The 20,919-nt window shown below is 67.7% G+C and carries 21 protein-coding genes and 1 tRNA gene; 11 read left to right on the top strand and 11 right to left on the bottom strand.

Translation table 11 applies throughout. From position 1 onward, the window contains the following. The first annotated feature begins 5 nt into the window (after nt 1-5). The 3 genes from ACZY0X_RS28960 to lepB all read left to right on the top strand — a co-directional run bounded on the left by ACZY0X_RS28960 (nt 6) and on the right by lepB (nt 2,655). Nucleotides 6-449, top strand: coding sequence for a MarR family winged helix-turn-helix transcriptional regulator (locus ACZY0X_RS28960; protein WP_463775323.1), 444 nt, complete (start codon nt 6-8; stop codon nt 447-449). A 43-nt stretch (nt 450-492) separates the two neighbouring features. After that, entirely contained in the window at nt 493-1,704 is a 1,212-nt protein-coding gene (locus tag ACZY0X_RS28955; RefSeq protein WP_463775321.1) for an MFS transporter, read from the top strand. 189 nt (nt 1,705-1,893) lie between these two features. Further along, a complete protein-coding gene (lepB, locus tag ACZY0X_RS28950; protein ID WP_463775319.1) occupies nt 1,894-2,655 on the top strand; it encodes a signal peptidase I in 762 nt (253 codons plus the stop codon). A 123-nt stretch (nt 2,656-2,778) separates the two neighbouring features. Here the strand turns inward: lepB and ACZY0X_RS28945 are convergent, their stop codons facing one another. Further along, nucleotides 2,779-3,510, bottom strand: coding sequence for a VIT1/CCC1 transporter family protein (locus ACZY0X_RS28945; RefSeq protein WP_463775317.1), 732 nt, complete (start codon nt 3,508-3,510; stop codon nt 2,779-2,781). Nucleotides 3,511-3,612: 102 nt separating this feature from the next. Between ACZY0X_RS28945 and ACZY0X_RS28940 the strand changes: the two genes are divergently transcribed. Beyond that, complete coding sequence (locus ACZY0X_RS28940; protein WP_463775315.1) at nt 3,613-5,571, top strand: acyl-CoA dehydrogenase family protein; 1,959 nt, start codon at nt 3,613-3,615, stop codon at nt 5,569-5,571. On the opposite strand, the gene ACZY0X_RS28935 is transcribed toward ACZY0X_RS28940, so the two are convergent. Further along, a complete protein-coding gene (locus tag ACZY0X_RS28935; protein WP_463775314.1) occupies nt 5,568-6,065 on the bottom strand; it encodes an LppP/LprE family lipoprotein in 498 nt (165 codons plus the stop codon). The two genes, ACZY0X_RS28940 and ACZY0X_RS28935, sit on opposite strands and share 4 nt — an antisense overlap. 17 nt (nt 6,066-6,082) lie before the next feature. Next, a tRNA-Asn gene (locus ACZY0X_RS28930) sits at nt 6,083-6,158 on the bottom strand. Nucleotides 6,159-6,351: 193 nt separating this feature from the next. Between ACZY0X_RS28930 and ACZY0X_RS28925 the strand changes: the two genes are divergently transcribed. Next, nucleotides 6,352-6,597: a hypothetical protein gene (locus ACZY0X_RS28925; protein ID WP_241404519.1), complete on the top strand. Its 246-nt coding sequence runs from the start codon at nt 6,352-6,354 to the stop codon at nt 6,595-6,597. Here the strand turns inward: ACZY0X_RS28925 and ACZY0X_RS28920 are convergent. The 3 genes from ACZY0X_RS28920 to ACZY0X_RS28910 all read right to left on the bottom strand — a co-directional run bounded on the left by ACZY0X_RS28920 (nt 6,594) and on the right by ACZY0X_RS28910 (nt 10,197). Beyond that, nucleotides 6,594-6,908, bottom strand: coding sequence for a DUF7155 family protein (locus ACZY0X_RS28920; RefSeq protein ID WP_463775312.1), 315 nt, complete (start codon nt 6,906-6,908; stop codon nt 6,594-6,596). The genes ACZY0X_RS28925 and ACZY0X_RS28920 overlap by 4 nt on opposite strands. Before the next feature lie 66 nt (nt 6,909-6,974). Then, nucleotides 6,975-8,924 carry a DNA primase gene (gene dnaG / locus ACZY0X_RS28915; protein WP_463775310.1) on the bottom strand — a complete coding sequence of 650 codons (1,950 nt, stop codon included), beginning with the start codon at nt 8,922-8,924 and terminating at the stop codon, nt 6,975-6,977. Nucleotides 8,925-8,928: 4 nt separating this feature from the next. Further along, entirely contained in the window at nt 8,929-10,197 is a 1,269-nt protein-coding gene (locus tag ACZY0X_RS28910; protein WP_463775309.1) for a deoxyguanosinetriphosphate triphosphohydrolase, read from the bottom strand. Nucleotides 10,198-10,269: 72 nt separating this feature from the next. Here ACZY0X_RS28910 and ACZY0X_RS28905 point away from each other — a divergent pair, with 72 nt between their 5' ends. Then, nucleotides 10,270-12,273, top strand: a complete 2,004-nt coding sequence (locus ACZY0X_RS28905; RefSeq protein WP_463775307.1) for a TPM domain-containing protein — start codon at nt 10,270-10,272, stop codon at nt 12,271-12,273. A 70-nt stretch (nt 12,274-12,343) separates the two neighbouring features. On the opposite strand, the gene ACZY0X_RS28900 is transcribed toward ACZY0X_RS28905, so the two are convergent. Next, nucleotides 12,344-13,231, bottom strand: a complete 888-nt coding sequence (locus ACZY0X_RS28900) for a hypothetical protein (RefSeq protein WP_463775306.1) — start codon at nt 13,229-13,231, stop codon at nt 12,344-12,346. A 173-nt stretch (nt 13,232-13,404) separates the two neighbouring features. Next, a complete protein-coding gene (locus tag ACZY0X_RS28895) occupies nt 13,405-14,790 on the bottom strand; it encodes a glycine--tRNA ligase (RefSeq protein WP_463775305.1) in 1,386 nt (461 codons plus the stop codon). A gap of 98 nt (nt 14,791-14,888) precedes the next feature. Here ACZY0X_RS28895 and ACZY0X_RS28890 point away from each other — a divergent pair, with 98 nt between their 5' ends. Both ACZY0X_RS28890 and ACZY0X_RS28885 read left to right on the top strand, forming a co-directional pair. Then, nucleotides 14,889-15,263: an ArsR/SmtB family transcription factor gene (locus ACZY0X_RS28890; protein WP_463775304.1), complete on the top strand. Its 375-nt coding sequence runs from the start codon at nt 14,889-14,891 to the stop codon at nt 15,261-15,263. Further along, a complete protein-coding gene (locus ACZY0X_RS28885; protein ID WP_463775302.1) occupies nt 15,260-15,688 on the top strand; it encodes a Fur family transcriptional regulator in 429 nt (142 codons plus the stop codon). Before ACZY0X_RS28890 ends, ACZY0X_RS28885 begins: the two co-directional genes overlap by 4 nt. Nucleotides 15,689-15,691: 3 nt before the next feature. On the opposite strand, the gene ACZY0X_RS28880 is transcribed toward ACZY0X_RS28885, so the two are convergent. The 3 genes from ACZY0X_RS28880 to recO are packed head-to-tail and all read right to left on the bottom strand — an operon-like array spanning nt 15,692 to nt 17,815. Further along, nucleotides 15,692-16,144: a hypothetical protein gene (locus ACZY0X_RS28880; protein ID WP_463775300.1), complete on the bottom strand. Its 453-nt coding sequence runs from the start codon at nt 16,142-16,144 to the stop codon at nt 15,692-15,694. After that, on the bottom strand, nt 16,144-17,025 hold the full coding sequence (locus ACZY0X_RS28875; RefSeq protein ID WP_463775299.1) for a decaprenyl diphosphate synthase: 882 nt from the start codon (nt 17,023-17,025) through the stop codon (nt 16,144-16,146). Before ACZY0X_RS28875 ends, ACZY0X_RS28880 begins: the two co-directional genes overlap by 1 nt. After that, nucleotides 16,973-17,815 carry a DNA repair protein RecO gene (recO, locus tag ACZY0X_RS28870; RefSeq protein ID WP_463775298.1) on the bottom strand — a complete coding sequence of 281 codons (843 nt, stop codon included), beginning with the start codon at nt 17,813-17,815 and terminating at the stop codon, nt 16,973-16,975. Before recO ends, ACZY0X_RS28875 begins: the two co-directional genes overlap by 53 nt. 77 nt (nt 17,816-17,892) lie before the next feature. Between recO and ACZY0X_RS28865 the strand changes: the two genes are divergently transcribed. From ACZY0X_RS28865 to ACZY0X_RS28855, 3 genes are read left to right on the top strand one after another with little or no spacing between them, the layout of a single operon-like run. Then, nucleotides 17,893-19,344 (top strand): amidase, encoded by a 1,452-nt coding sequence (locus ACZY0X_RS28865; protein WP_463775296.1) that lies wholly within the window; start codon nt 17,893-17,895, stop codon nt 19,342-19,344. 47 nt (nt 19,345-19,391) lie between these two features. Next, entirely contained in the window at nt 19,392-19,889 is a 498-nt protein-coding gene (locus ACZY0X_RS28860; RefSeq protein ID WP_463775295.1) for a CAP domain-containing protein, read from the top strand. A 35-nt stretch (nt 19,890-19,924) separates the two neighbouring features. Continuing rightward, a complete protein-coding gene (locus ACZY0X_RS28855) occupies nt 19,925-20,815 on the top strand; it encodes an NAD-dependent epimerase/dehydratase family protein (RefSeq protein WP_463775294.1) in 891 nt (296 codons plus the stop codon). Nucleotides 20,816-20,919: the final 104 nt, after the last annotated feature.

Here is a 20,919-nt window from a genome sequence, read left to right as displayed (position 1 = left end):
GGACCATGATTCCACCTGCCTCGGCTGAAACGGCACTCTCGTCGGATCTACTGACCGTGGTCGCCAGGATCAATCGCCTGGCAAGTCAACGGGTCCGGCTCGAACTCCCCGTCGCCCAGGCGCGCCTGTTGGCCGCCATCGAGGACCAGGGCGCCGCACGCATCTCCGACCTCGCGGCTCTCGACCACTGCTCTCAGCCGACGATGACCACTCAGGTTCGCAGGCTCGAGGACGCCGGCCTGGTCTCCCGCACAGCCGACCCCGCCGACGCGCGCGCCGTGCTCATCAGCATTACGGGAAAGGGCGTGCGGGTGCTGGCCTCGGTACGCGCGGACCGCAGCGCGGCACTCGACCCCTACCTCGAGCGACTCGACGCGACAGACCGTCAGACCCTGGCCGACGCGGTCCGGGTGATGCGCGAGTTGCTCGACGAGGCCCAGCGTCGCTGACCCCGATATCCACGAAACACCAACCATCAGGAGGACCCGCCACATGTGGCGCCAACCCAAGGCCGTCTGGGCGGTCGCGTTCGCTTCCGTAGTCGCCTTCATGGGAATCGGCCTCGTCGACCCCATCCTCAAGCCGATCGCCGACGGTCTTGACGCCTCGCCGTCACAGGTGTCGCTGCTGTTCACCAGCTACATGGCGGTGATGGGCGTGTCGATGCTCATCACCGGGGTGGTGTCGAGTCGGATCGGGCCGAAACGCACTCTGCTGCTGGGCCTGTTGGTGATCATCGTCGGCGCGGGCCTGGCCGGCATGTCGGGCACCATCATGGAGATCGTCGGCTGGCGGGCGCTGTGGGGTCTGGGCAACGCCCTGTTCATCGCCACCGCGCTGGCGACCATCGTGAACTCGGCGCGCGGGTCGGTGGCCCAGGCGATCATCCTGTACGAGGCCGCCCTCGGCCTGGGCATCGCGGTTGGCCCGTTGGTCGGCGGCGCGCTGGGCTCGATCTCCTGGCGTGGCCCGTTCTTCGGGGTGTCGGCGCTGATGGCCATCGCCCTCGTCATCACCGCGTTCCTGCTACCCGACAGCCCACGCCCCGAGCGGGCCACCACGCTGGCCGACCCATTCCGTGCACTGCGCCACCGCGGCCTGTTCGGCGTCGCGATGACGGCACTTCTCTACAACTTCGGTTTCTTCACGCTGCTCGCCTTCACCCCGTTCCCGCTCGACATGACCGCCCACCAAATCGGGCTGATCTTCTTCGGGTGGGGTGTGGCGCTCGCATTCACCTCGGTCGTGGTGGCGCCGCGCCTGCAACGCCGGTTCGGCACCATCCCGACGTTGGTGGTCAACCTTCTGTTGATGACGACGACGCTGGCGGCGATGGCCGTGTGGACCGACCACAAGGCCGTGCTGGCCACCTGCGTCGTGGTGGCTGGTCTGTTCATCGGCGTCAACAACACGTTGATCACCGAGACCGTGATGAAGGCCGCGCCGGTTGAGCGCAGTGTGGCGTCGGCGGCGTACAGCTTCGTGCGCTTCGGCGGCGCCGCCGCCGCGCCCTGGCTGGCCGGTTTCCTCGGCGAGCGATTCAACGCCCACCTCCCCTTCTGGGTCGGCGCGGGCGCAGTCCTGCTGGGCGCGGCGGTGCTGTTCGCCACACGCAGCCACCTCGCGGACGTCGACGCCGAGGAGGAGTCGATCGACGAACTCACCGACGAGGCCACCGCGATCACGGTGGGCAGCGACAGCTAGGCGACGGTCGTCCCTATGAGCATGCCGACCACATAGGTGGCGCCGATGGCCCGACCCCAGCCGTCGGGCCGCACACAGTGGCGCGGACAGCTGGGACGGCGGGCACCGGCGTATTTCGTCTGGACGCAGGACGTCATTGTCCGCCCAAACACGTCGGGGGCGGCAAACTCGTATGGCAACGTTGACGCCGTGACTGACAGCATCGACGCGGCGGACTCGCGCGACGACTCACCGTCCAAGCTCGGTTCTAGCGCTGCGGCTACGCATGTCGGGACGTCTGCGCCGCCGAAACGAAAGCGGAGCGTGCTGCGCAAGGTCGTTGTCGTCGTGGGATTGCTGATCGCCTTTCTCGCGGTTCTGTACTTCGTCATCGTCATGTTTTTTGCTCGGACGTACACGATCCAGTCGGAGGGGATGGGACCGACCCTTCTGGGCTGCAGTGGCTGCGCCGATGACCATGTCGCCGTCGACAAATTCACCTACCGCTTCAACTCACCGCAGCCCGGTGACGTGATCGTGTTCCGAGCTCCGTCGGCATGGAACGTCGGCTCGAAGTCGACCGACGAGAACGACCTGGTCAAAAGGGTCATCGCGGTGGGCGGCCAGACCGTCCAGTGCAGCGCGGCCACAGGGCTGACCGTCGACGACAAGAGACTCAACGAGCCCTATCTCGATCCCACCACGATGATGGCCGACACCAGCGTCTACCCGTGTTTGGGCAACGATTTCGGCCCAGTTGAGGTACCGGAGGGCCGACTGTGGGTGATGGGCGACAACCGCACTCATTCGGCCGATTCACGCGCGCATTGCACGAGTACGCCCGCCGACGCCGTACGCGGGTTGTTATGCACCGGCGACCCTATGGCTGGATCCGTACCGGTGGACAGTGTCATAGGGAAGGTGCGGTTCATCGCCTGGCCACCCTCACGATGGCGCGACGTCGGGCCGTGAACGGGCGGCATCCTGACGCTGGCTCAAGCGGGACGACCCGGAGCTCGCGGACGTCGACGCCGAGGAGGAGTCGATCGACGAACTCACCGACGAGGCCACCGCGATCACGGTGGGCAGCGACAGTTAGGTGACGGTCGTCCCTATGAGCATGCCGACGACATAGGTGGCGCCGATGGCTATGCCGCCGAAGGCCAACTGCCGCAACGACCCCTGCCACACCGGCTTGCGGGTGAAAGTCGCAGCCACCCCGCCGGCGATCAGCAGGCCCACACCGCCGCACGCCAGCCCGAACCACAGCGTGCCGAAGCCGAGTAGGTACGGGATCAACGGAATGATGGCGCCGATCGCGAACATCAGGAATGACGATCCCGCGGCCGTCCACGGCGACGGCTTCGACCTCGGGTCGACACCCAGCTCCTGCACCAGGTGGAAGTTGAGTGCGGTGTTCTCGTCCTGGTGGATCTCCTCGGCGGCCGAGGTGGCGGTGGCCTGAGTCATCCCCATGCTCATGAGCGTCTCGACCAACTCCGCCTGCTCGGCATGCGGATGCTTGCGGAACGAACGTCGCTCGACACGGACCTCTGACTCCACCTGCTCGTTGGCCGTGGTCACCGACGTGTACTCGCCGAGCGCCATCGAGAACGCACCGGCAAGCAGTCCGGCGACGCCGGACAACACGACGGTGCTGGCGTCGGCGCTGGCCGCGACACCCGCGATGAGCGCCGTGTTGCTCACCAACCCGTCCATCGCCCCGAAGGTGGCCGCCCGCAGCCACCCACCTGACACGTCCGCATGCCGATGATCAATCTGGTGCGGCATGCCGGCCCCCGGCTGCGCTTCGCGAGGCTCGACCATGACGTTGATCATGCGCCTTCACCGATCGCCGCGTCGACCCAGGATCCCCTGCGTTTGCCACATCACGGTTTTAGGGATGCGTTCGCGGGCTACCGTCGAGGTATGACGACGACTGCCGATCATCTCCGGAACACGCTGGACGGACGCTGGCGTGATGTGAAGAACCGCGTGCGCCAAGAACTCTCCACCGAGATCTTCCGCCCGCACTACACACCCAACACCGTCATCGCCCGGACCAAGGTGGCCGAGCAACTGAAGATCATGGCCGCCAGGGGTGCGGCGGAGGACGGCTTCAAGAAGGAGCACGGCGGCAACGGCGACGTGGGCGCCGCGGTGACCCAGATCGAGATGCTCGCGATGTCGGACCTGTCGCTCATGGTGAAGGCCGGCGTGCAGTGGGGTCTGTTCGGCGGCGCCATCGAGAACCTCGGCACCGAACGTCATCACCAGGCCTATGTGAAGAAGATCATCAACCTGGAACTGCTGGGCTGCTTCGCCATGACCGAGACCGGGCACGGCAGCGACGTCCAGTCATTGGAGACCACCGCCACCTACGATCCGGCCACGTGCGAGTTCGTCATCGACTCCCCCACCCGGACATCGCGCAAGGACTACATCGGCGGCGCGGCCGAAACCGCCCGCGTGGCAGCCGTGTTCGCACAGCTGATCACCCACGAGGACGGTAACCCCGTGGTGCACGGCGTGCACTGCCTGGTGGTGCCGATCCGCGACGACGAGGGCAACGACCTGCCCGGCGTGACGACATCGGACTGTCACTACAAGGGCGGCCTCCCCGGTGTCGACAACGGCCGCATCCAGTTCGACCAGGTGCGTGTCCCGCGGGAGAACCTGCTCAACAAGTACGCCGACGTCGCCGAGGACGGCACCTACACCTCACCCATCGAGAACCCCAACCGCAGGTTCTTCACCATGCTCGGCACCCTGATCCGGGGGCGGGTCACCGTCGGCGGCAGCGCGGCCGCGGCCGCCCGCGTCGCCCTCGACATCGCGGTCCGATATGCGTTGGAGCGCAGGCAGTTCGAAGCACCCGGAGATGAGAGTGAGGTGCTGATCATGGACTACCTGGTGCATCAGCGCCGCCTGTTCCCCCTTGTCGCGCAGTCCTACGCACTGCAGTTCGCGCAGAATGAGCTCGTCGCCAAGTGCCACGAACTGCAGACGTCGGACAGCCCTGACGCCGAGGAGCAGCGGGAGCTGGAATCCCGCGCCGCGGGGCTGAAGGCCGCCAACACCTGGCATGCGACACGCGCCATTCAGGAGGCTCGCGAAGCGTGCGGCGGCGCAGGTTATCTCGCCGAGAACCGGCTGATCGCATTGAAGGCCGACACCGACGTGTTCACCACGTTCGAGGGCGACAACCACGTGCTCACCCAGCTGGTGGCCAAGGAACTGCTCACGGCCTACGCCGACGACGTCAAGGGCATGAGCCCGGTCGAGTGGGTGCGCTTCGCGGCGAACTTCGCAGGCGAGCGGGTGATGAAGCGGACCGCGGCGCAGACGATCATGCAGACGATCATCGACACCCGCGAGGACAACGAGGAGGAGGGCAGCCTCTTCAACCGCGGCACGCAGGTCAAGATGTTCGAGGACCGCGAGGAGTACATGATCGCCTCCGTGGCCCGCCGCCTTCAGGGCAAGTCCAAGGAGATGTCCCCGTTCGATGCGTTCAACGCCGTACAGGACCACGTGTTGCACGCCGCCCAGGCACACATCGACCGGATAGTCCTGGAGGCGTTCGTCGCCGGTATCGACGCCTGTGAGGACGCGAAGGCCCGCGAGATCCTCGGCCTGGTGTGCGATCTGTACGCGCTGACGGTGATCGAGGCCGACAAGGCCTGGTTCGTCGAGCACCGCTTCCTGTCCACCGAGCGCGCGAAGGCCGTCACCCGCGGCATCAACGACCGGTGCCGCAAGCTGCGCCCGCACGCCGAACTACTGGTCGACGGGTTCGGGATTCCCGAGCAACTCCGCTACGCCGAGATGCTGCACCCAGAACACATCCCAGACGCCGACGAGGGCGAGCAGCAGGACGCCGACTAGGGCTGCGGCCCGGGAATCGGGTCGAGCGCCTTCAGCCCGTCGTCAGCCAGCTGGAAGCGCACGGTCCCGATACCCGTCGGGCAGCACGCCTTGTCCGCGCCCTGGCGCCACTGGTACTGGACCGTCACGGTGTCAGGACTGGAGTTCACCACTGCGATGTAGGGCCGCGGGTCGGGCGTCGGCGTGCCGATCGGCGTGCCACCGTCGAAGAACAGCACCTGGCCCGGCGCATCGGAGGCGGGCGCAGCCGAGGCGACCTGCACCCAGTACAGGCGGCAGTCGGTGGTGTTGCCCCGCGCCGACTCCCGCCATTGCTGACCGCCGGAGAGCTTGGCGATCTCGGCATTGACGGTGTCAGTCGACGGTCCCTGCTCGGCCGTGCAGGTGTTGGGCTGCGCCTGGTTCCCGCTCGATGGGCTCCAGCCGCAGCCGGCGGCGACCAGGATGAAGACGGAGGCCATCGGGATCATGACCGCGGCCGCGAATGCTCGCATGAACGCGAGTTTACGGGTGGCTCCCCCGCCTGGACTCGAACCAGGAACCGTCCGATTAACAGTCGGAAGCTCTGCCAATTGAGCTACAGGGGATTGCCCGTCTGGTGCGCGAAAACCTGCCCGCGAACCGAGGCATGACTCTAGCGCATGCGGGCCGAAACTCTGGAACCGGGCAGGCGACCGCCCAGTGACCGGGGCTATCCGCGCGCGGCCCAACACCATCCCGCCGCACTCGCCTCGGGTGAGGCAGGATGGAGGCGATGCACCGTCTCGATGGAGGACTCCTGTGATCCGCTTCGCCGCCGTCCTGGCAGTCGGCTACGTGCTGGGCAGCAAGGCCGGCAGACAACGTTATGAGCAGATTGCGGGCACCTACCGTGCCGTCACGGAGAGCCCGCGAACCAAGGCGTTGATCGACGCAGGGCGACGCAAGGTAGCGGACCGGGTGTCACCCGATCCGCACTTGGTGAAGTTAACGCCCATTGACGCCACGACCTCGGTGTTGCGGCCGGAAACGGCCGCAGACCGCTAGCCGATCGGCATGGTCCAGGTCTGGCCCGGCAGCAGGGGGCCGGTGGTGACGCCGATGCCGCCGCCGCGACCGTTGGCGGCACCACTGTTGGGTCCGTACACGCCGATCTCAGGGGTGCCCACGTTGATGCCGTTACCGCTGGAGTATCCGGCGCACACGCCGTCCTCGATGTTGCCAACGTGGGACAGGCACCTGGGGCCGGCAATGGCTCCGGAGGCGTCGGTGCTGGTCAGCGCAATGGCGATCGGAGCGGCCAGGGCGGCGACGGCCAGCGAGCCGGCGGCGACGAGACGGTGTGCTCGGATGGTCATGGGGTGGGCCCTCCAGATGGGTCGACGTGCTGAGACAGCGCCCTCACCATAGCGCGAATGCTCTGCTCACGCAGTGAGGTCGTCGCCGCTCGCACGCTCGATCAGGCTCTTGCGGTACGTCTCGAGTGCGATCAGGTCGCCGTACAGGGCGTGATACTCATCGCTGTGGTCCACCGACGACATCCTCTGCAGCTTGGACTTCATCTCGGCGATCTGCCTGCCGACCCAGACCTCCTGCTGCCGGGCCAGCACTGCCCCGATGTAGCGCGGTAGCCGCTCGTCGTCGACGACGTTGATGGACTCAGCGCTCAACTCGTTGACCAGGTTGGCCGCCTCGACCGATGGCACCTTCGCGCGCACGGCCTCGATCCAGTCCGCGCCCGACAGCCCCGCTGAGGTTCCGCCCGCCGCGACGATCGCCGCGTGCACGCCGAGGTAGGCCGGATGCGCGAAGCTCTCGGTGGTCAACGCGTCGAACACGGGTCCGGCGATGGCCGGATACTGCAGCGCGCCCTTGAGTGACTCGCGCTGCGTCCACAGCGTGGGGTCGCGGGGGTCCGGGCGTGACACCGGCGGCGGTACGGCACGCGCAACGGCGGACGCGTTTTGGGCCGCCGAGGGCCGCCGGCCCGCCTGCCGTCCCCCACCGCGGCCGGCCTCCTCGCGCACCCGGCCGAGAACCTGACCGACGTCATCCCAGCCGACCCAGCCGGCGAGTTGTCGCGCGTACTCGTCGCGCAGCGAGGAGTCCTTGATCTTGGCGACGATCGGCACGCAGCGGCGCAGTGCGGCCACGCGCCCCTCGGCGCTGTCGAGGTCGTGCTCACCGAGAGCGGTGCGAATGGCGAACTCGAACAGCGGTGTTCGCCTCGCGACCAGATCGCGCAGGGCACCCTCGCCCGATCGCAGTCGCAGGTCGCACGGGTCCATACCGTCGTCGGCCACCGCGACGAACGACTGCCCGGCGAGGTTCTGCTCGCCCTCGAACGCCTTGACCGCAGCCGCACGGCCCGCCGCGTCGCCGTCAAAGACGTAGATCAGCTCGCCGCGAAAGAAGTTGTCGTCCATCATGAGTCGCCGAAGCATCGAGAGATGCTCGTCACCGAAGGCGGTACCGCAGGACGCCACCGCCGTCGTCACACCGGACAGGTGCATCGCCATGACGTCGGTGTAGCCCTCCACGACCACCGCCTGGTGCCCGCGGGCGATGTCACGCTTGGCCAGGTCAAGACCGAACAGCACGTTCGACTTCTTGTACAACACCGTCTCCGGTGTGTTGACGTACTTGGCCTCCATGTGATCGTCGTCGAACAACCGACGCGCCCCGAACCCGATCACCTCACCGGCCGACACCCGGATCGGCCACAGCAGGCGGCGGTGGAAGCGATCCATCGGCCCGCGCTTGCCCTCGCGCGACAGCCCCGCCGCCTCGAGCTCCTTGAACTCGAATCCCTTGCGCAGCAGATGCTTGGTCAACGTGTCCCACCCGGACGGGGCGAACCCGCACCCGAACCGGGCGGCCGCCTCGGCGTCGAAGTTGCGGTCCAGCAGGTACTGCCGCGCCGCGGCGGCCTCATCCGACTTGAGTGCCTCGGCGTAGAACTCCTGCGCGGCGGCGTTGGCGGCGATCAGCCGACTGCGACTGCCGCGGTCGCGCTGGACGTTGGTGGTCGACCCGCCGGTGTAGGTGACGGTGTAGCCGATGCGGTCGGCCAGCAATTCCACCGACTCGACGAAGGTGACGTGCTCGATCTTCTGCAGGAAGGCGTAGACGTCGCCACCCTCACCGCACCCGAAGCAGTGGAAGTGGCCGTGGTTGGGCCGGACGTGGAAGGACGGGGACTTCTCGTCGTGGAATGGGCACAGGCCCTTCATCGAATCGACGCCGGCGCGGCGCAGCTGAACGTAGTCACCGACGATGTCCTCGATGCGAATGCGTTCACGTATGGCCGCGATATCGCGATCGGGGATTCGACCACCCCGTGTCGCTTCGCTCCTACCCGTCGAACCGACCATCGGCTCAGTCTAGGGGCCGGGGCGAGCGCGCCTCGTGCACTCGTTCCAACCGCCCCTCGGTGTAGGACGCGATCTGGTCGATCACCACCCGCAGCCGGGCTCCGTCGTCGGCGGCCGCGACGAACTCCGGCGCGAACTGCGGGTCCAGACTGCTCGGCGCCTGCGCCCACAAGGCCAGGGCGACCTCGTGCACGAGGGTCCGCTGGTCCGCCTGGACCTGCAGGTGCTGGTGGTCGGACATGATGAATTGCAGGGCCAGCATCTTGAGCACCGCGACCTCGGCGCGCACCAGCGCAGGCACCGCGAGGTCGGTGTCGAAGCGCTTCAGCGGGCGGCCACCGGCCACGGCGCGGGTCGCGGTGATCGCCGCATTGGCGAACCGGCCGACGAGTTCACTCGTCAGCCGCTTGAGCGCGACGGACGCCGCGATGGTGCCGTCATACTTGCCCACCGCCGCCACCACCGGTATCTGCGACAGCCGCTGTGCGGCCTCGAGCAGATCGTCGTGGCGCACCGCCGGGAAGGACTTGGTGCCGAGACGGGCCAGCGAGGTGGCCTCGGCGGTGTCGGCCAGCACCCGCAGGTCGATGCGCCCGGAGATCACACCGTCCTCGACATCGTGCACCGAGTAGGCGACGTCATCGGCCCAGTCCATCACCTGGGCTTCCAGGCACGGCCGTTCGGCGGGCGCGCCGTCGCGCACCCAGGCGGCCCCGTCGGCGTCGTCGTCATAGAACCCGAACTTCTTGCGGTCGCCGCGTACCCACGGATACTTCGTCACCGCGTCGAGTGATGCCCTGGTCAGATTCAGGCCCGCGGAACGCCCCTCGTCGTCAAGGACTTTGGGCTCCAGTCGGGTCAGAATCCGGAAGTTCTGCGCGTTGCCCTCGAAACCACCGAAGGCCTTCGCGATCTCATCTAGCGCGCGTTCCCCGTTGTGCCCGTACGGCGGGTGGCCGATGTCGTGGGCCAGCCCGGCCAGGTCGACAAGATCCGGATCGCAGCCCAGACCGACGGCCATCCCGCGGCCGATCTGGGCCACCTCCAGGGAGTGGGTGAGCCGGGTGCGCGGGGTGTCGCCCTCCCGTGGCCCGACCACCTGCGTCTTGTCGGCGAGCCTGCGTAGCGCGGCACAGTGCAGCACCCGGGCCCGGTCTCTGGCGAAATCGGTGCGGTGCTCGCTGTCGGTACCCGCCAGTGCCGCAGCCTTGGGCGCCTCGACCACCAGGCGCTGCCGGTCGAAGTCGTCGTAGATGTCGCTGGTGGTAGTCACTGACGCACAGTCTGCCAGCACCGTTGTTCGGTCTCGGGTGCCCGGGCCGTGCCGACCACTAGATTGACGATCATGCGCAGGAGACTTCGGGTGACCCGCCTTTTCAGCCTGGTGCTCGCGGTGCTCGCCGCAGCTCTGCTGGTGCCCACTGCCCCAACCGCCTGGGCCGACCCGCCGCTGCGGCTGTCCAACTACGTCACCGACAACGCCGGGGTGCTCGACCGCGCCCAGTCCTCGGCGGTGCAGACCGCGGTCGAGGATCTCTACGCGCAGCGCCGCGTTCGACTGTGGGTGGTCTACGTGGACTCGTTCTCAGGCCAGAGTGCTGACACCTGGGCGCGAAACACCATGCGGATCAGTGACTTCCAGAATGAGGACGCCATCCTGGCGGTGGCCACCACCGACCGTGCCTACGCACTGCTGGTGCCCAAGGCCGCGGCGGGCAGCATCGACGTCGACACGCTGCGCCGCAACGAGGTCGAGCCGGCGTTGCGGCGCGGCGACTGGGCCGGGGCGGCGGTCGCCGCGGCAACCGGCCTCAACGCCACCAGCTCGGGCGGCAGCGAGATCACCTGGGTGGGCATGCTCGCGATCCTCGCCGTGATCGTCATCGCCGTTGCGCTGCTGCTGTGGTGGCGGAGCTGGCGGCGACGCAAGCGCCGCGCGGCCGAGTTCGCGGCGGCACAACGCGTCAACCCGGCCGACCCCGCCGCGTTGGCGGCGCTCTCGCTCGACGCGCTCGACGATCTCTCCCGCTCGATCGTGGTCGACGTCGACAATGCCGTCCGAACCAGCGACAACGAACTGGTCCTGGCCGTCGAGGAATTCGGCGAGAAGGACACCGCACCCTTCAGCGCGGCGGTCGCCGCCGCCAAGAAGACGCTGACCCAGGCGTTCAACGTGCGTCAGATCCTCGACGACGCCGTCCCCGAGACGCCCGCGGAGCGCCGCGACCTGCTCACGCGCGTCGTGGTGGCCGCGGCCAAGGCTGACCGCGAACTCGACGCCCAACGCGATGCCTTCCAGGGACTTCGAGATCTGGTCATCAATGCGCCCAGCCGCCTCGACAGCCTGACCCAGCAGATGGTGGATCTCACCGCGCGAATCGAACCGGCACGCCAGACCTTGGCCGCGCTGGGAGCGCAGTTCTCCGAGACCGCCCTGACCTCGGTCTCCGGGAACGTCGAAACGGCAAGCCAGCGACTGACGTTCGCCGATCAGAACATCACCAATGCCAGGACGCTTGTCTCCCGGCCCGCCGGAAGCCAGAGCGGTCTGGTCGACTCCATCCGGGCCGCGGAGTCCGCGCTGGGTCAGGCGCGCACGATGCTCGACGCGATCGACAGCGCCTCCACCGATATCAATCGTGCGGTCGCGGGCCTGCCCGCCGCGATCGCCGACATTCAGAACGGCGTCAAGCAGGCGGGTGAACTGCTCGCACAACCTGGCACGCCCCGGGCCGACGAGCTGCGCACCGCCCGTGACGCGGCCGCCGCGGCAGTGGCGGTCGCGCAGAGTGGCGGCAGCGCCGACCCGCTGGGCGCCTTCACACAGTTGACGCAGGCCGACGCCGACCTGGATCGACTGCTGGCCACCATCACCGAGGAGCGCGAGACCGCGGAGCGCATGAGCCGCGCATTCGACCAGGCGCTGTTCAGCGCGCAGTCGCGGGTGCGGGCGGTGACCGACTTCATCGACACCCGCCGCGGCAGCGTCGGCCCGGAGGCGCGCACCCGGCTGTCGGAGGCGGTCCGTCAGCTCGGGGCCGCGCAGTCCAAGCGGACGAGTGACCTGGCCGAGGCCATCGCGCACGCCAACGGTGCGGCGATGCTGGCCGAACAGGCGCAGACCCTGGCGCACACCGACGTCAGCAATGCGCAGCGTGCGTACTCCAACTACCGCGGCGGTGGTGGTGGCGGGAACTCCGGAGCGATCCTCGGCGGCATCATCATCGGCAACATCCTGTCGGGTGCCCTGGGCGGCGGGCTCGGCGGCAGCGCCGGAGGCGGCTGGAGTTCAACGACATTCGGCGGCTCGGGCGGTGGTGGTTTCAGCGGCGGCGGCGGCCGCTTCTAGGTTCCAACTCCCCCGCGAGCGCGCGTGTTTGCGGGCGACACGCCGAGCCTAGATCGAACTCTGCGCGCGCTCATGCCGCATGCGAGCGGTTCAACTCGGTCTCGATCCGACGCACCGTCTCGCAGGGCCGCCGCCTGACATCGTCGAACACGATCGATATGACAGACCATCCCATCTCGAGCAGAGCGGCGCGCTTCAGCCGGTCGCGCCGGAAGGCGACGGGATCGCTATGCCAATCGAAGCCGTCGTACTCGACGGCGACCTTGACACCTGGCCAGGCGAAGTCCAGCCGCCACAGCCGGCCGTCCGCGTCGATCACCTCGTATTGCAATGCGGGCGAGGGTAAGCCACCATCAAGCATCATCAGTCGCGCCTCGCTCTCCATCGGCGACTCGGCGAGCGCGTCGGCGAGCGGGATGAGTTCACGGACATGGACGATCCCTCGACGTCGGAACTGTTCGACAGCAGCCATGTGCATGTCCTGCCGAACACACGTCCGACTGCGCAGCGCTGCATCCAAGGTGGCCAGGGCCCGTGGTCGCCTAAGACTGCGGGCCACCTCGACCGCGGTCCATGCCGGCGAGGTGGCCCGCCGACCGTCAACCATCACCAGCGGCGCCCCGTCTCGGCGGTGCACCTTCAAGCCGTCCGAGTCGCGCAACAGATGTCGAGGCGGAGTGAGGACGTGGAGGTCGTCGTCCTCCTCGGTGTCGAATCCGTGCGCCGCCGCCGCGGTACCAAGGCAGATGGCGACAGACGCGCCCGCACGAAGGTCGAGGCCACGAAGCCGGGTCTTCGTATCGGGCTCAGCACTGGCGTAGACGCCGGTCCACACCTTGATCAGATCGCCGCGTGCGATCCTGGTGTCGAGTTGGCTTCGGCTCAACACATCCCGTAGCTGACCCGACGTCGCCACGCCACCGTGGGCGTCGAGTACCGCTTGCACCGCATCATCCACATGTCGGATGTTCCAGCCGGACGACCGTCCGCAACAGACCTCTGGCCCAATTTGTGGATGACGGCCCGTCTGTGGACAGATCGACCGAGCGCGAGAGCGCGCAAAGTCCGATTTCCAGACGGCGTGTCGCCCGCAAACACGCGCGCTCGCGGAAGTGGGTCAGCGGAAGGGGGTCAGCAGCCCTTGAGGCGCACCGCCAGGTAATCGGACACGGCGTCGATCGCCACGCGCTCCTGTGTCATCGCGTCACGTTCGCGAACGGTGACCGCGTGATCGTCGAGCGAGTCGAAGTCCAGCGTCACGCAGAACGGGGTGCCGATCTCGTCCTGACGTCGGTACCGACGACCGATCGCACCCGCGTCGTCGAACTCGACGTTCCAGGACGTGCGCAGTTCGGCGGCCAGGTCGCGGGCCTTGGGCGACAGATCCGCATGCCGCGACAGCGGCAGCACCGCCGCCTTGACCGGGGCCAGCCGCGGGTCGAGCTTGAGCACCGTGCGCTTGTCCACGCCGCCCTTGGCGTTGGGCGCCTCGTCCTCGGTGTAGGCGTCGACCAGGAACGCCATCAGCGAGCGCGTCAGGCCGGCTGCCGGCTCGATGACGTAGGGCACGAACCGGGCCTCGGTGGCCTGGTCGTAGAACGACAGGTCCACTCCGGAATGCTTTGAGTGCTGCGACAAGTCGAAGTCAGTGCGGTTGGCCACGCCCTCGAGCTCACCCCACGGGTTGCCCTGGAATCCGAACTTGTACTCGATATCGACCGTGCGGGTGCTGTAGTGCGACAGCTTGTCCTTGGGGTGCTCGAAGAGCCGCAGGTTCTCGGGGTCGATACCGAGATCGACGTACCACTGCAGGCGGGTGTCGATCCAGTACTGGTGCCACTCCGGCGCGGTGGACGGCTCGACGAAGAACTCCATCTCCATCTGCTCGAACTCGCGGGTCCGGAAGATGAAGTTGCCCGGGGTGATCTCGTTACGGAAGCTCTTGCCCGTCTGGGCAATTCCGAACGGGGGCTTCTTGCGTGCGGTCGTCACCACATTGGCGAAGTTGACGAAGATGCCCTGCGCAGTCTCCGGCCGGAGGTAGTGCATGCCCTCCTCGGTCTCGATCGGACCGAGGTGGGTCTTGAGCATCATGTTGAAGTCGCGTGGCTCGGTCCACTGCCCCTTGGTGCCGCAGTCCGGGCACGCGATCTCCGCCATCGGAACGGCGTCCGGGTCGTCGAGCCCCTTCTTGGCCGCGTACGCCTCCTGCATGTGGTCCTGCCGATGCCGCTTGTGGCAGTTCAGGCACTCCACGAGCGGGTCGTTGAAGGTCTTGACGTGTTCGGAGGCCACCCACACCTCACGCGGCAGGATGACCGCGCTGTCGAGGCCGACGACGTCGTCACGGCCGGTGACGATCGCACGCCACCACTGCCGCTTGATGTTCTCCTTGAGCTCCACGCCCAGCGGACCGTAGTCCCACGCCGACTTGGTGCCGCCGTAGATCTCACCGGACTGAAAGACCAGCCCACGACGTTTCGCCAGGTTCGCAACGGTGTCGATGATGGATGCCACGGGTGCACAGCGTAGTCACGTGCCAAAGTCCCTCGCGCCGCGCCACTGGATTGACGTACACGTTGACATGCACTATCGCGCATGTATCCTCACTACTAATGAAAACGGTTTCCAGTTTAGCCGGTCGGGCCGATCAGCCGCACGACCCCCACGAGCACGACGGCATCCCCGCAGTCGAGCTGCCCGCCCGTGAGGTCCTCGACTCCGCGGGTGAACTGCTGCGCGCCCTCGCGGCGCCCGTTCGCATCGCGATCGTGCTGCAACTGCACGCGTCCCCGCGCTGCGTGCACGAGCTGGTCGACGCGCTCGGGGTGCCCCAACCGCTGGTCAGCCAGCACCTGCGGATCCTCAAGTCAGCCGGTGTGGTCTCGGGTGAGCGGTCCGGGCGCGAGGTGCACTACCGGCTGGTGGACCACCACCTGTGCGAGATCGTGCTCGCCGCCGTCGCACACTCCGCCGAGGACCACCGGTGACGGGGACCGTGGAGAAGCCGGCCAACGAGTCGACCAAGGTCGCGGTCCGCGCCACCAAACAGCGCGCAGCGATCGCCGCCCTGCTGGAGAGCGTGGAGGAGTTTCGCTCCGCGCAGGAGCTGCATGACGAACTGCGCCGCCGCGGCGAGGTCATCGGTCTCACCACCGTGTACCGGTCGCTGCAGTCGTTGGCCGCGGCAGGAGCGGTCGACACCCTGCGTACCGACACCGGAGAGTCGGTGTACCGACGGTGCTCGGCACATCACCACCATCACCTGGTGTGCCGCGCGTGCGGAACCACCATCGAGGTGGAGGGCGGGGCCGCCGAGAAGTGGGCCGCCGACGTCGCCAGCGAGCACGGCTTCACCGATGTCACCCACACCATTGAGATCTTCGGTGTGTGCGGCGAGTGCGTCTCGGCGTAGGCGTCAGCCGGTGAGGTCCGCCCGGACTTCCGCGCCGGCCGAGAGCACCATCATCACCAGGGTGCGCAGCGCATCGTCGCCGAGCCCCGCAGCCGGAAAGTTGTAGCGCAGCAAGACGTCGGCGACCTTCTTGGCCGACGACCGCCCCGTCGCCGACTTGGTCGAGGATCCGTTCACCGGTGATTCGACGAGCTTCTCGACAAGCACCACGGTGCCCAGCATCGTCCTGCCCGCGTGGCCACCGACGCGTTCGCGGAGCTTGTTGGTCAACGGCAGGTCCCACGCCAACGGCTGGGTCAGCGACACCATCTCCAGTCCGTCGGCGATCAACACGACGCGCAGCGACGCGACGGTGCCCTCGTGACCGACGGTGATGGCCTCGTCGTCCTCCTCGAGCAGCGTGGTCACCGCGCCGAGCACCGACGAGAGGCGCCCGAGCAACTCGCCGGACGCCATCAGGCCCTGCCGAACCTGCGGTTGCGGTTGACGTACTCCTCGCACGCCGCCCACAAGTCGCGCCGGTCGTAGTCGGGCCAGAGCTTGTCCTGGAAGACGTACTCCGCGTAGGCGGCCTGCCAGATCAGGAAGTTACTGGCCCGCTGCTCCCCCGACGTCCGGATGAACAGGTCGACGTCGGGAATGTCGTTGCGGTGCAGGTGCTTGGCGAATGTCGCCTCGGTGATCTTGGCTGGATTGATCTTGCCGTCCGCCGCCTGCTGCGCGAGTTCTTGTGCGGCCTCCACGATCTCGGTGCGGCCACCGTAGTTCACGCAGTAGTTGACCGTGATGACGTCATTGTCGACCGTCATGTCCTCGGCGATGTCGAACTCCTTGATGACGCTGCGCCACATTCGAGGCCGAGACCCGACCCAGCGCATCCGCACGCCCATCGCGTCGAGGTTCTCCCGGCGGCGGCGCACCACCTCCCGGTTGAAGCCCATCAGAAAGCGCACCTCCTCGGTGCTGCGCTTCCAGTTCTCCGTGGAGAACGCGTACACGCTGAGGTGTTTGATACCCAGTTCGATCGCACCGCAGGTGATGTCGATGAGCACCGCCTCGCCCATCTTGTGCCCGTCGGTGCGGCCCAGGCCACGCTGAGTGGCCCAGCGACCGTTGCCGTCCATCACCACGGCGACGTGGTTGGGCACCTGACCCGCCGGGATCTGCGGAGCCACCGCCTTCGACGTGTGCTGCGGCGGACGGGAGAACCTGCCGTTGGTGTTGGGCGGCAGTTGCGGGAACTCCACCGGCCAGGTGGACTTGTCCGGGAAGCTCGGATAGTCGTCAGGCGCTGGAGGCAGCTGCGGGAAGGTCTCCTTGCCCCGGATGGATGCCATGCGCCTCATCCTGCCTGACCAGGGCGGCCCTTTTCTCGCCGACCGTGGTGTCCGCGCGGTAGACGCGTTCCACCAGCGGCAATGTTCGCATCTGCCGTTCCAGGTGCCACTGCAGGTGCGCGGCCACCAGACCGCTGGCCTGGCTCCGGTGCGATGCCGACGAGATCTCGGCAGCCTCCCAGTCGCCGTCGTGCAGCGCGGCCATCAGGTCCAGGACGCCCTGGGGCGGTGTGACCGAACCGGACGGCCGACAGTGCACGCAGACACTGCCGCCCGCGGCGACATGAAACGCCCGGTGTGGGCCCGGGGTGGCGCACCGGGCGCATTCGACGAGCGAAGGCGCCCAACCCGCAATCGACATGGCGCGCAACAGATAAGCGTCGAGTACCAGTTCCCGCGCCCGCGCCCCGTCGGCCACCGCACGCAACGCCGCGACCGTCAGACGGTGCAACGCGGGCGCCGGAGCGCGCTCCTCGCCTGCGATCCGCTCGGCGGTCTCCAGCACCGCGCACCCGCAGGTGTAGCGGCCATAGTCGCTGACGATGTCACTGGCGAAGGCGTCGATGGCCTGCACCTGCGTGACGATGTCGAGATTGCGCCCTGGGTGCAGTTGGACGTCGATGTGCGCGAACGGCTCCAGCCGGGCCCCGAACTTGCTCCGGGTTCGGCGCACACCCTTGGCCACGGCGCGGACCAGCCCATGGTCCCGGGTGAGCAGGGTCACGATCCGGTCAGCCTCGCCGAGCTTGTGCTGGCGCAGCACCACAGCCCGATCTCGGTACAACCGCATCGGGACAGTCTCCCATCAGAAGGCGACAACGCCGCCGAGGCCCGCCCGTCGCGGGGCCGGATATTCTCGGAACCGACATGCCACGCACTCCCTCCCCGACACGCAACTCCTCCAACCGGTTCCCCACCCTGACCCAGCAGCTCTATCAACTCGCCAGCGGCCAGACGACGTCGGTCAAGCTGGTACGACGTTCCCTGGACGCCATCGCCGCCAGCCAACACAGCCTCAACGCGTTCCGGGTGGTGTTGGCCGAACAGGCCCTCGCCGATGCAGTTGAGGCCGATCGCAAACGGGCGACCGGGCACTACCTTCCGCTGCTGGGCATCCCGCTTGCGGTCAAGGACGACGTCGACATCGCGGGTATTCCCACCCGGTTCGGCACATCGGGCCCGGTGGCTCCCGCCGCCGCCGACAGTGAGGTCGTGCGCCGCCTGCGGGCGGCGGGCGCTGTGATCGTCGGCAAGACCAACACGTGTGAACTCGGACAGTGGCCGTTCACCAGCGGGCCGGGTTTCGGTCACACCCGAAACCCATGGTCGGCAGAGCACTCCCCCGGCGGATCGTCGGGAGGCAGCGCCGCTGCCGTCGCAGCCGGGTTGGTGACCGCGGCCATCGGCTCGGACGGCGCCGGAAGCGTTCGCATCCCCGCGGCCTGGAGCCACCTCGTCGGCATCAAGCCGCAGCGCGGACGCATCTCGACCTGGCCGCTGCCCGAGGCGTTCAACGGAATCACCGTCAACGGGGTGTTGGCCCGCACGGTCACCGACGCCGCTCTCGTCCTCGACGCGGCGTCGGGCAACGTCGACGGCGACCTGCACCAGCCGCCGCCGATCCGCGCCACCGAGCACGTCGCCCAGGCACCCGGCCCGTTGACGGTCGCGATGTCGACGGCGTTCCCGTTCACGTTCTTTCGGGCCACGCTTCATCCCGAGATCCGGTCGGCCATGGAGGTGATCGCCGGTCAGCTCGGGGAACTGGGGCACACCGTGCGGGCAGCCGATCCCAACTACGGACTCCGGATGTCCTGGGACTTCCTGTCCCGCTCGACATCGGGTCTGCTGAACTGGGCCGATCGCCTCGGCCCGTTGGTCGACCTGGATGTGCGCACCACGAGCAACATGCGGACCGGCCGTCTGCTGTCCGAACGGGTGCTGCACAAGGCCCGCAGGCACGAGGCCGATGCCCAGCGCCGGATCGGGTGGATCTTCAACCTGGCCGATGTGGTCCTGGCGCCCACCACGGCGCTGCCCCCGCCGCGGGTCGACGCCTACGACCGGCGCAGCAGCCTGGCCACCGACCGCGCCATGATCCGCGAATGCCCGGTGACGTGGCCGTGGAACGTGCTGGGCTGGCCCTCGATCAACATCCCGGCGGGTTTCACCTCCGATGGCCTGCCGATCGGCGTGCAGTTGATGGGTCCAGCGAACAGCGAACCCCTGTTGGTCTCGCTGGCCGCCGAACTCGAGGCCATCGGCAACTGGGCGACAAGACAGCCCGATCCGTGGTGGGAATCGGCGGGCGAAGGTTAGACCGGATCGCTCACCGGGCTCTGCTGCAGCGCGTAATGTCGCCGAACATGAAGACCAGCGATGTCGCACGCCGGTGTGCCCGCGCCCTGCCCGCACTGGCCGTCATCGGCGGTGCGGTCATCGCGGCACCCACGGCCACCGCCGACAACAAGCGGCTGAACGAGAGCGTCGCCGCCAACGTCTACACCATCCAGCAAAAGGCCGGCTGCCAAACGGACCTCAAGATCAACCCGCAGCTGCGGTTGGCCGCGCAGTGGCACACCAACGACGTCCTGAACAATCGCGCGCTCGACGGTGACATCGGATCCGACGGCTCGACGACGCAGGACCGCGCGAACGCCGCCGGCTTCAAAGGTGTGGTCGCCGAGACCGTCGCCATCAACCCCGCGCTCGCCATCAATGGTGTCGAGATCATGAACCAGTGGTTTAACCGGCCCGACTACATGGCGATCATGTCGAACTGCGCCAACACTCAGATCGGGGTGTGGTCGGAGAACCGGCTCGACCGCAGCGTCGTTGTCGCGGTCTACGGCCAGCCCGGCTGAGCGCAATGACGTAGCCCGGGAAGAGAGCGCAGTAGATGCGGATTCTGGTGGCGGGAGCGACGAGCGTGCCCGGCATTCCGCTGCTGCGTGAGCTGACTGCCCGCGGTCACGACGTGGTGGGCCTGACCCGGTCAGCGTCGAAGACGCCGCAGATCGCCGCCACAGGTGCGAAACCAGTGGTTGCCGACGTGTTCGACCCGACCCAGATCGACGCGGTGCTGGCCGAGATCGCCCCTGAGGCGGTGGTCAGCCTGCTCACCACACTGCCTGCCTGGGGGCCCAAGCGCGCCAAGGACTTTGAACCCGCGACCAAGTTGTGGAGTATCGGTGCACCGAACCTGGTGGCGGCCGCACAGCGTGCAGGCGTTCGCCGGGTGGTGGCTGAATCGGTGATCTTCGCCTACGGGTACGCCCCCACCGGTCCGGCGCTGATCGACGAGACCGACCCGTATCCCGGCCCGCCGCCCCCGAAGGGCGCCGGGTTTCTCGCCGCGCTGCGGGAGATGGAGCAGACAGTGCTCGCGGCGGACGGAATCGTGTTGCGGTACGGCGTGTTCTACGGCCCCGGCGTGACGCACGACGAACTGTTCGTCAAGCTCGCGAAATGGTGGGCGGTGCCCGCGATGACGGGTACGGGAATCCTGTCGTGGGTGCACATCGATGACGTCGCCAGGGCGACGGCCGACGCCGTGGAGAACGGCCGAAATGGCCAGATCTACAACATCGTCGACGACCGGCCGCGATCGTTCGGCGACTACATCCGCGAACTCAACGCGAAACTGCACAGGCCGAGGCCGTGGCCGATCTCACCGAAGCTCGTCGGGCTGGTCGCCTCGTATCCGGCGACGGCGTTCGGCAAGACGTGGCTGCCGCTGTCGAACGCGAAGGCCAGGGCCGAACTCGGCTGGACACCCATTCACGGGTGAGCCAAGTGATTTTGGCGCGCAAACCGTCGCTCAGCGAACTGTGGTGTCTCGGGACATCGTTGACACATATGTCTCGGGACATCGCTGACAGTCATGGTGATGGT

Source organism: Mycobacterium sp. IDUB_39 (assembly GCF_055419205.1).
Note: the sequence above shows the minus strand (reverse complement) of the source record. Positions and strands in the feature narration are given on the sequence as shown.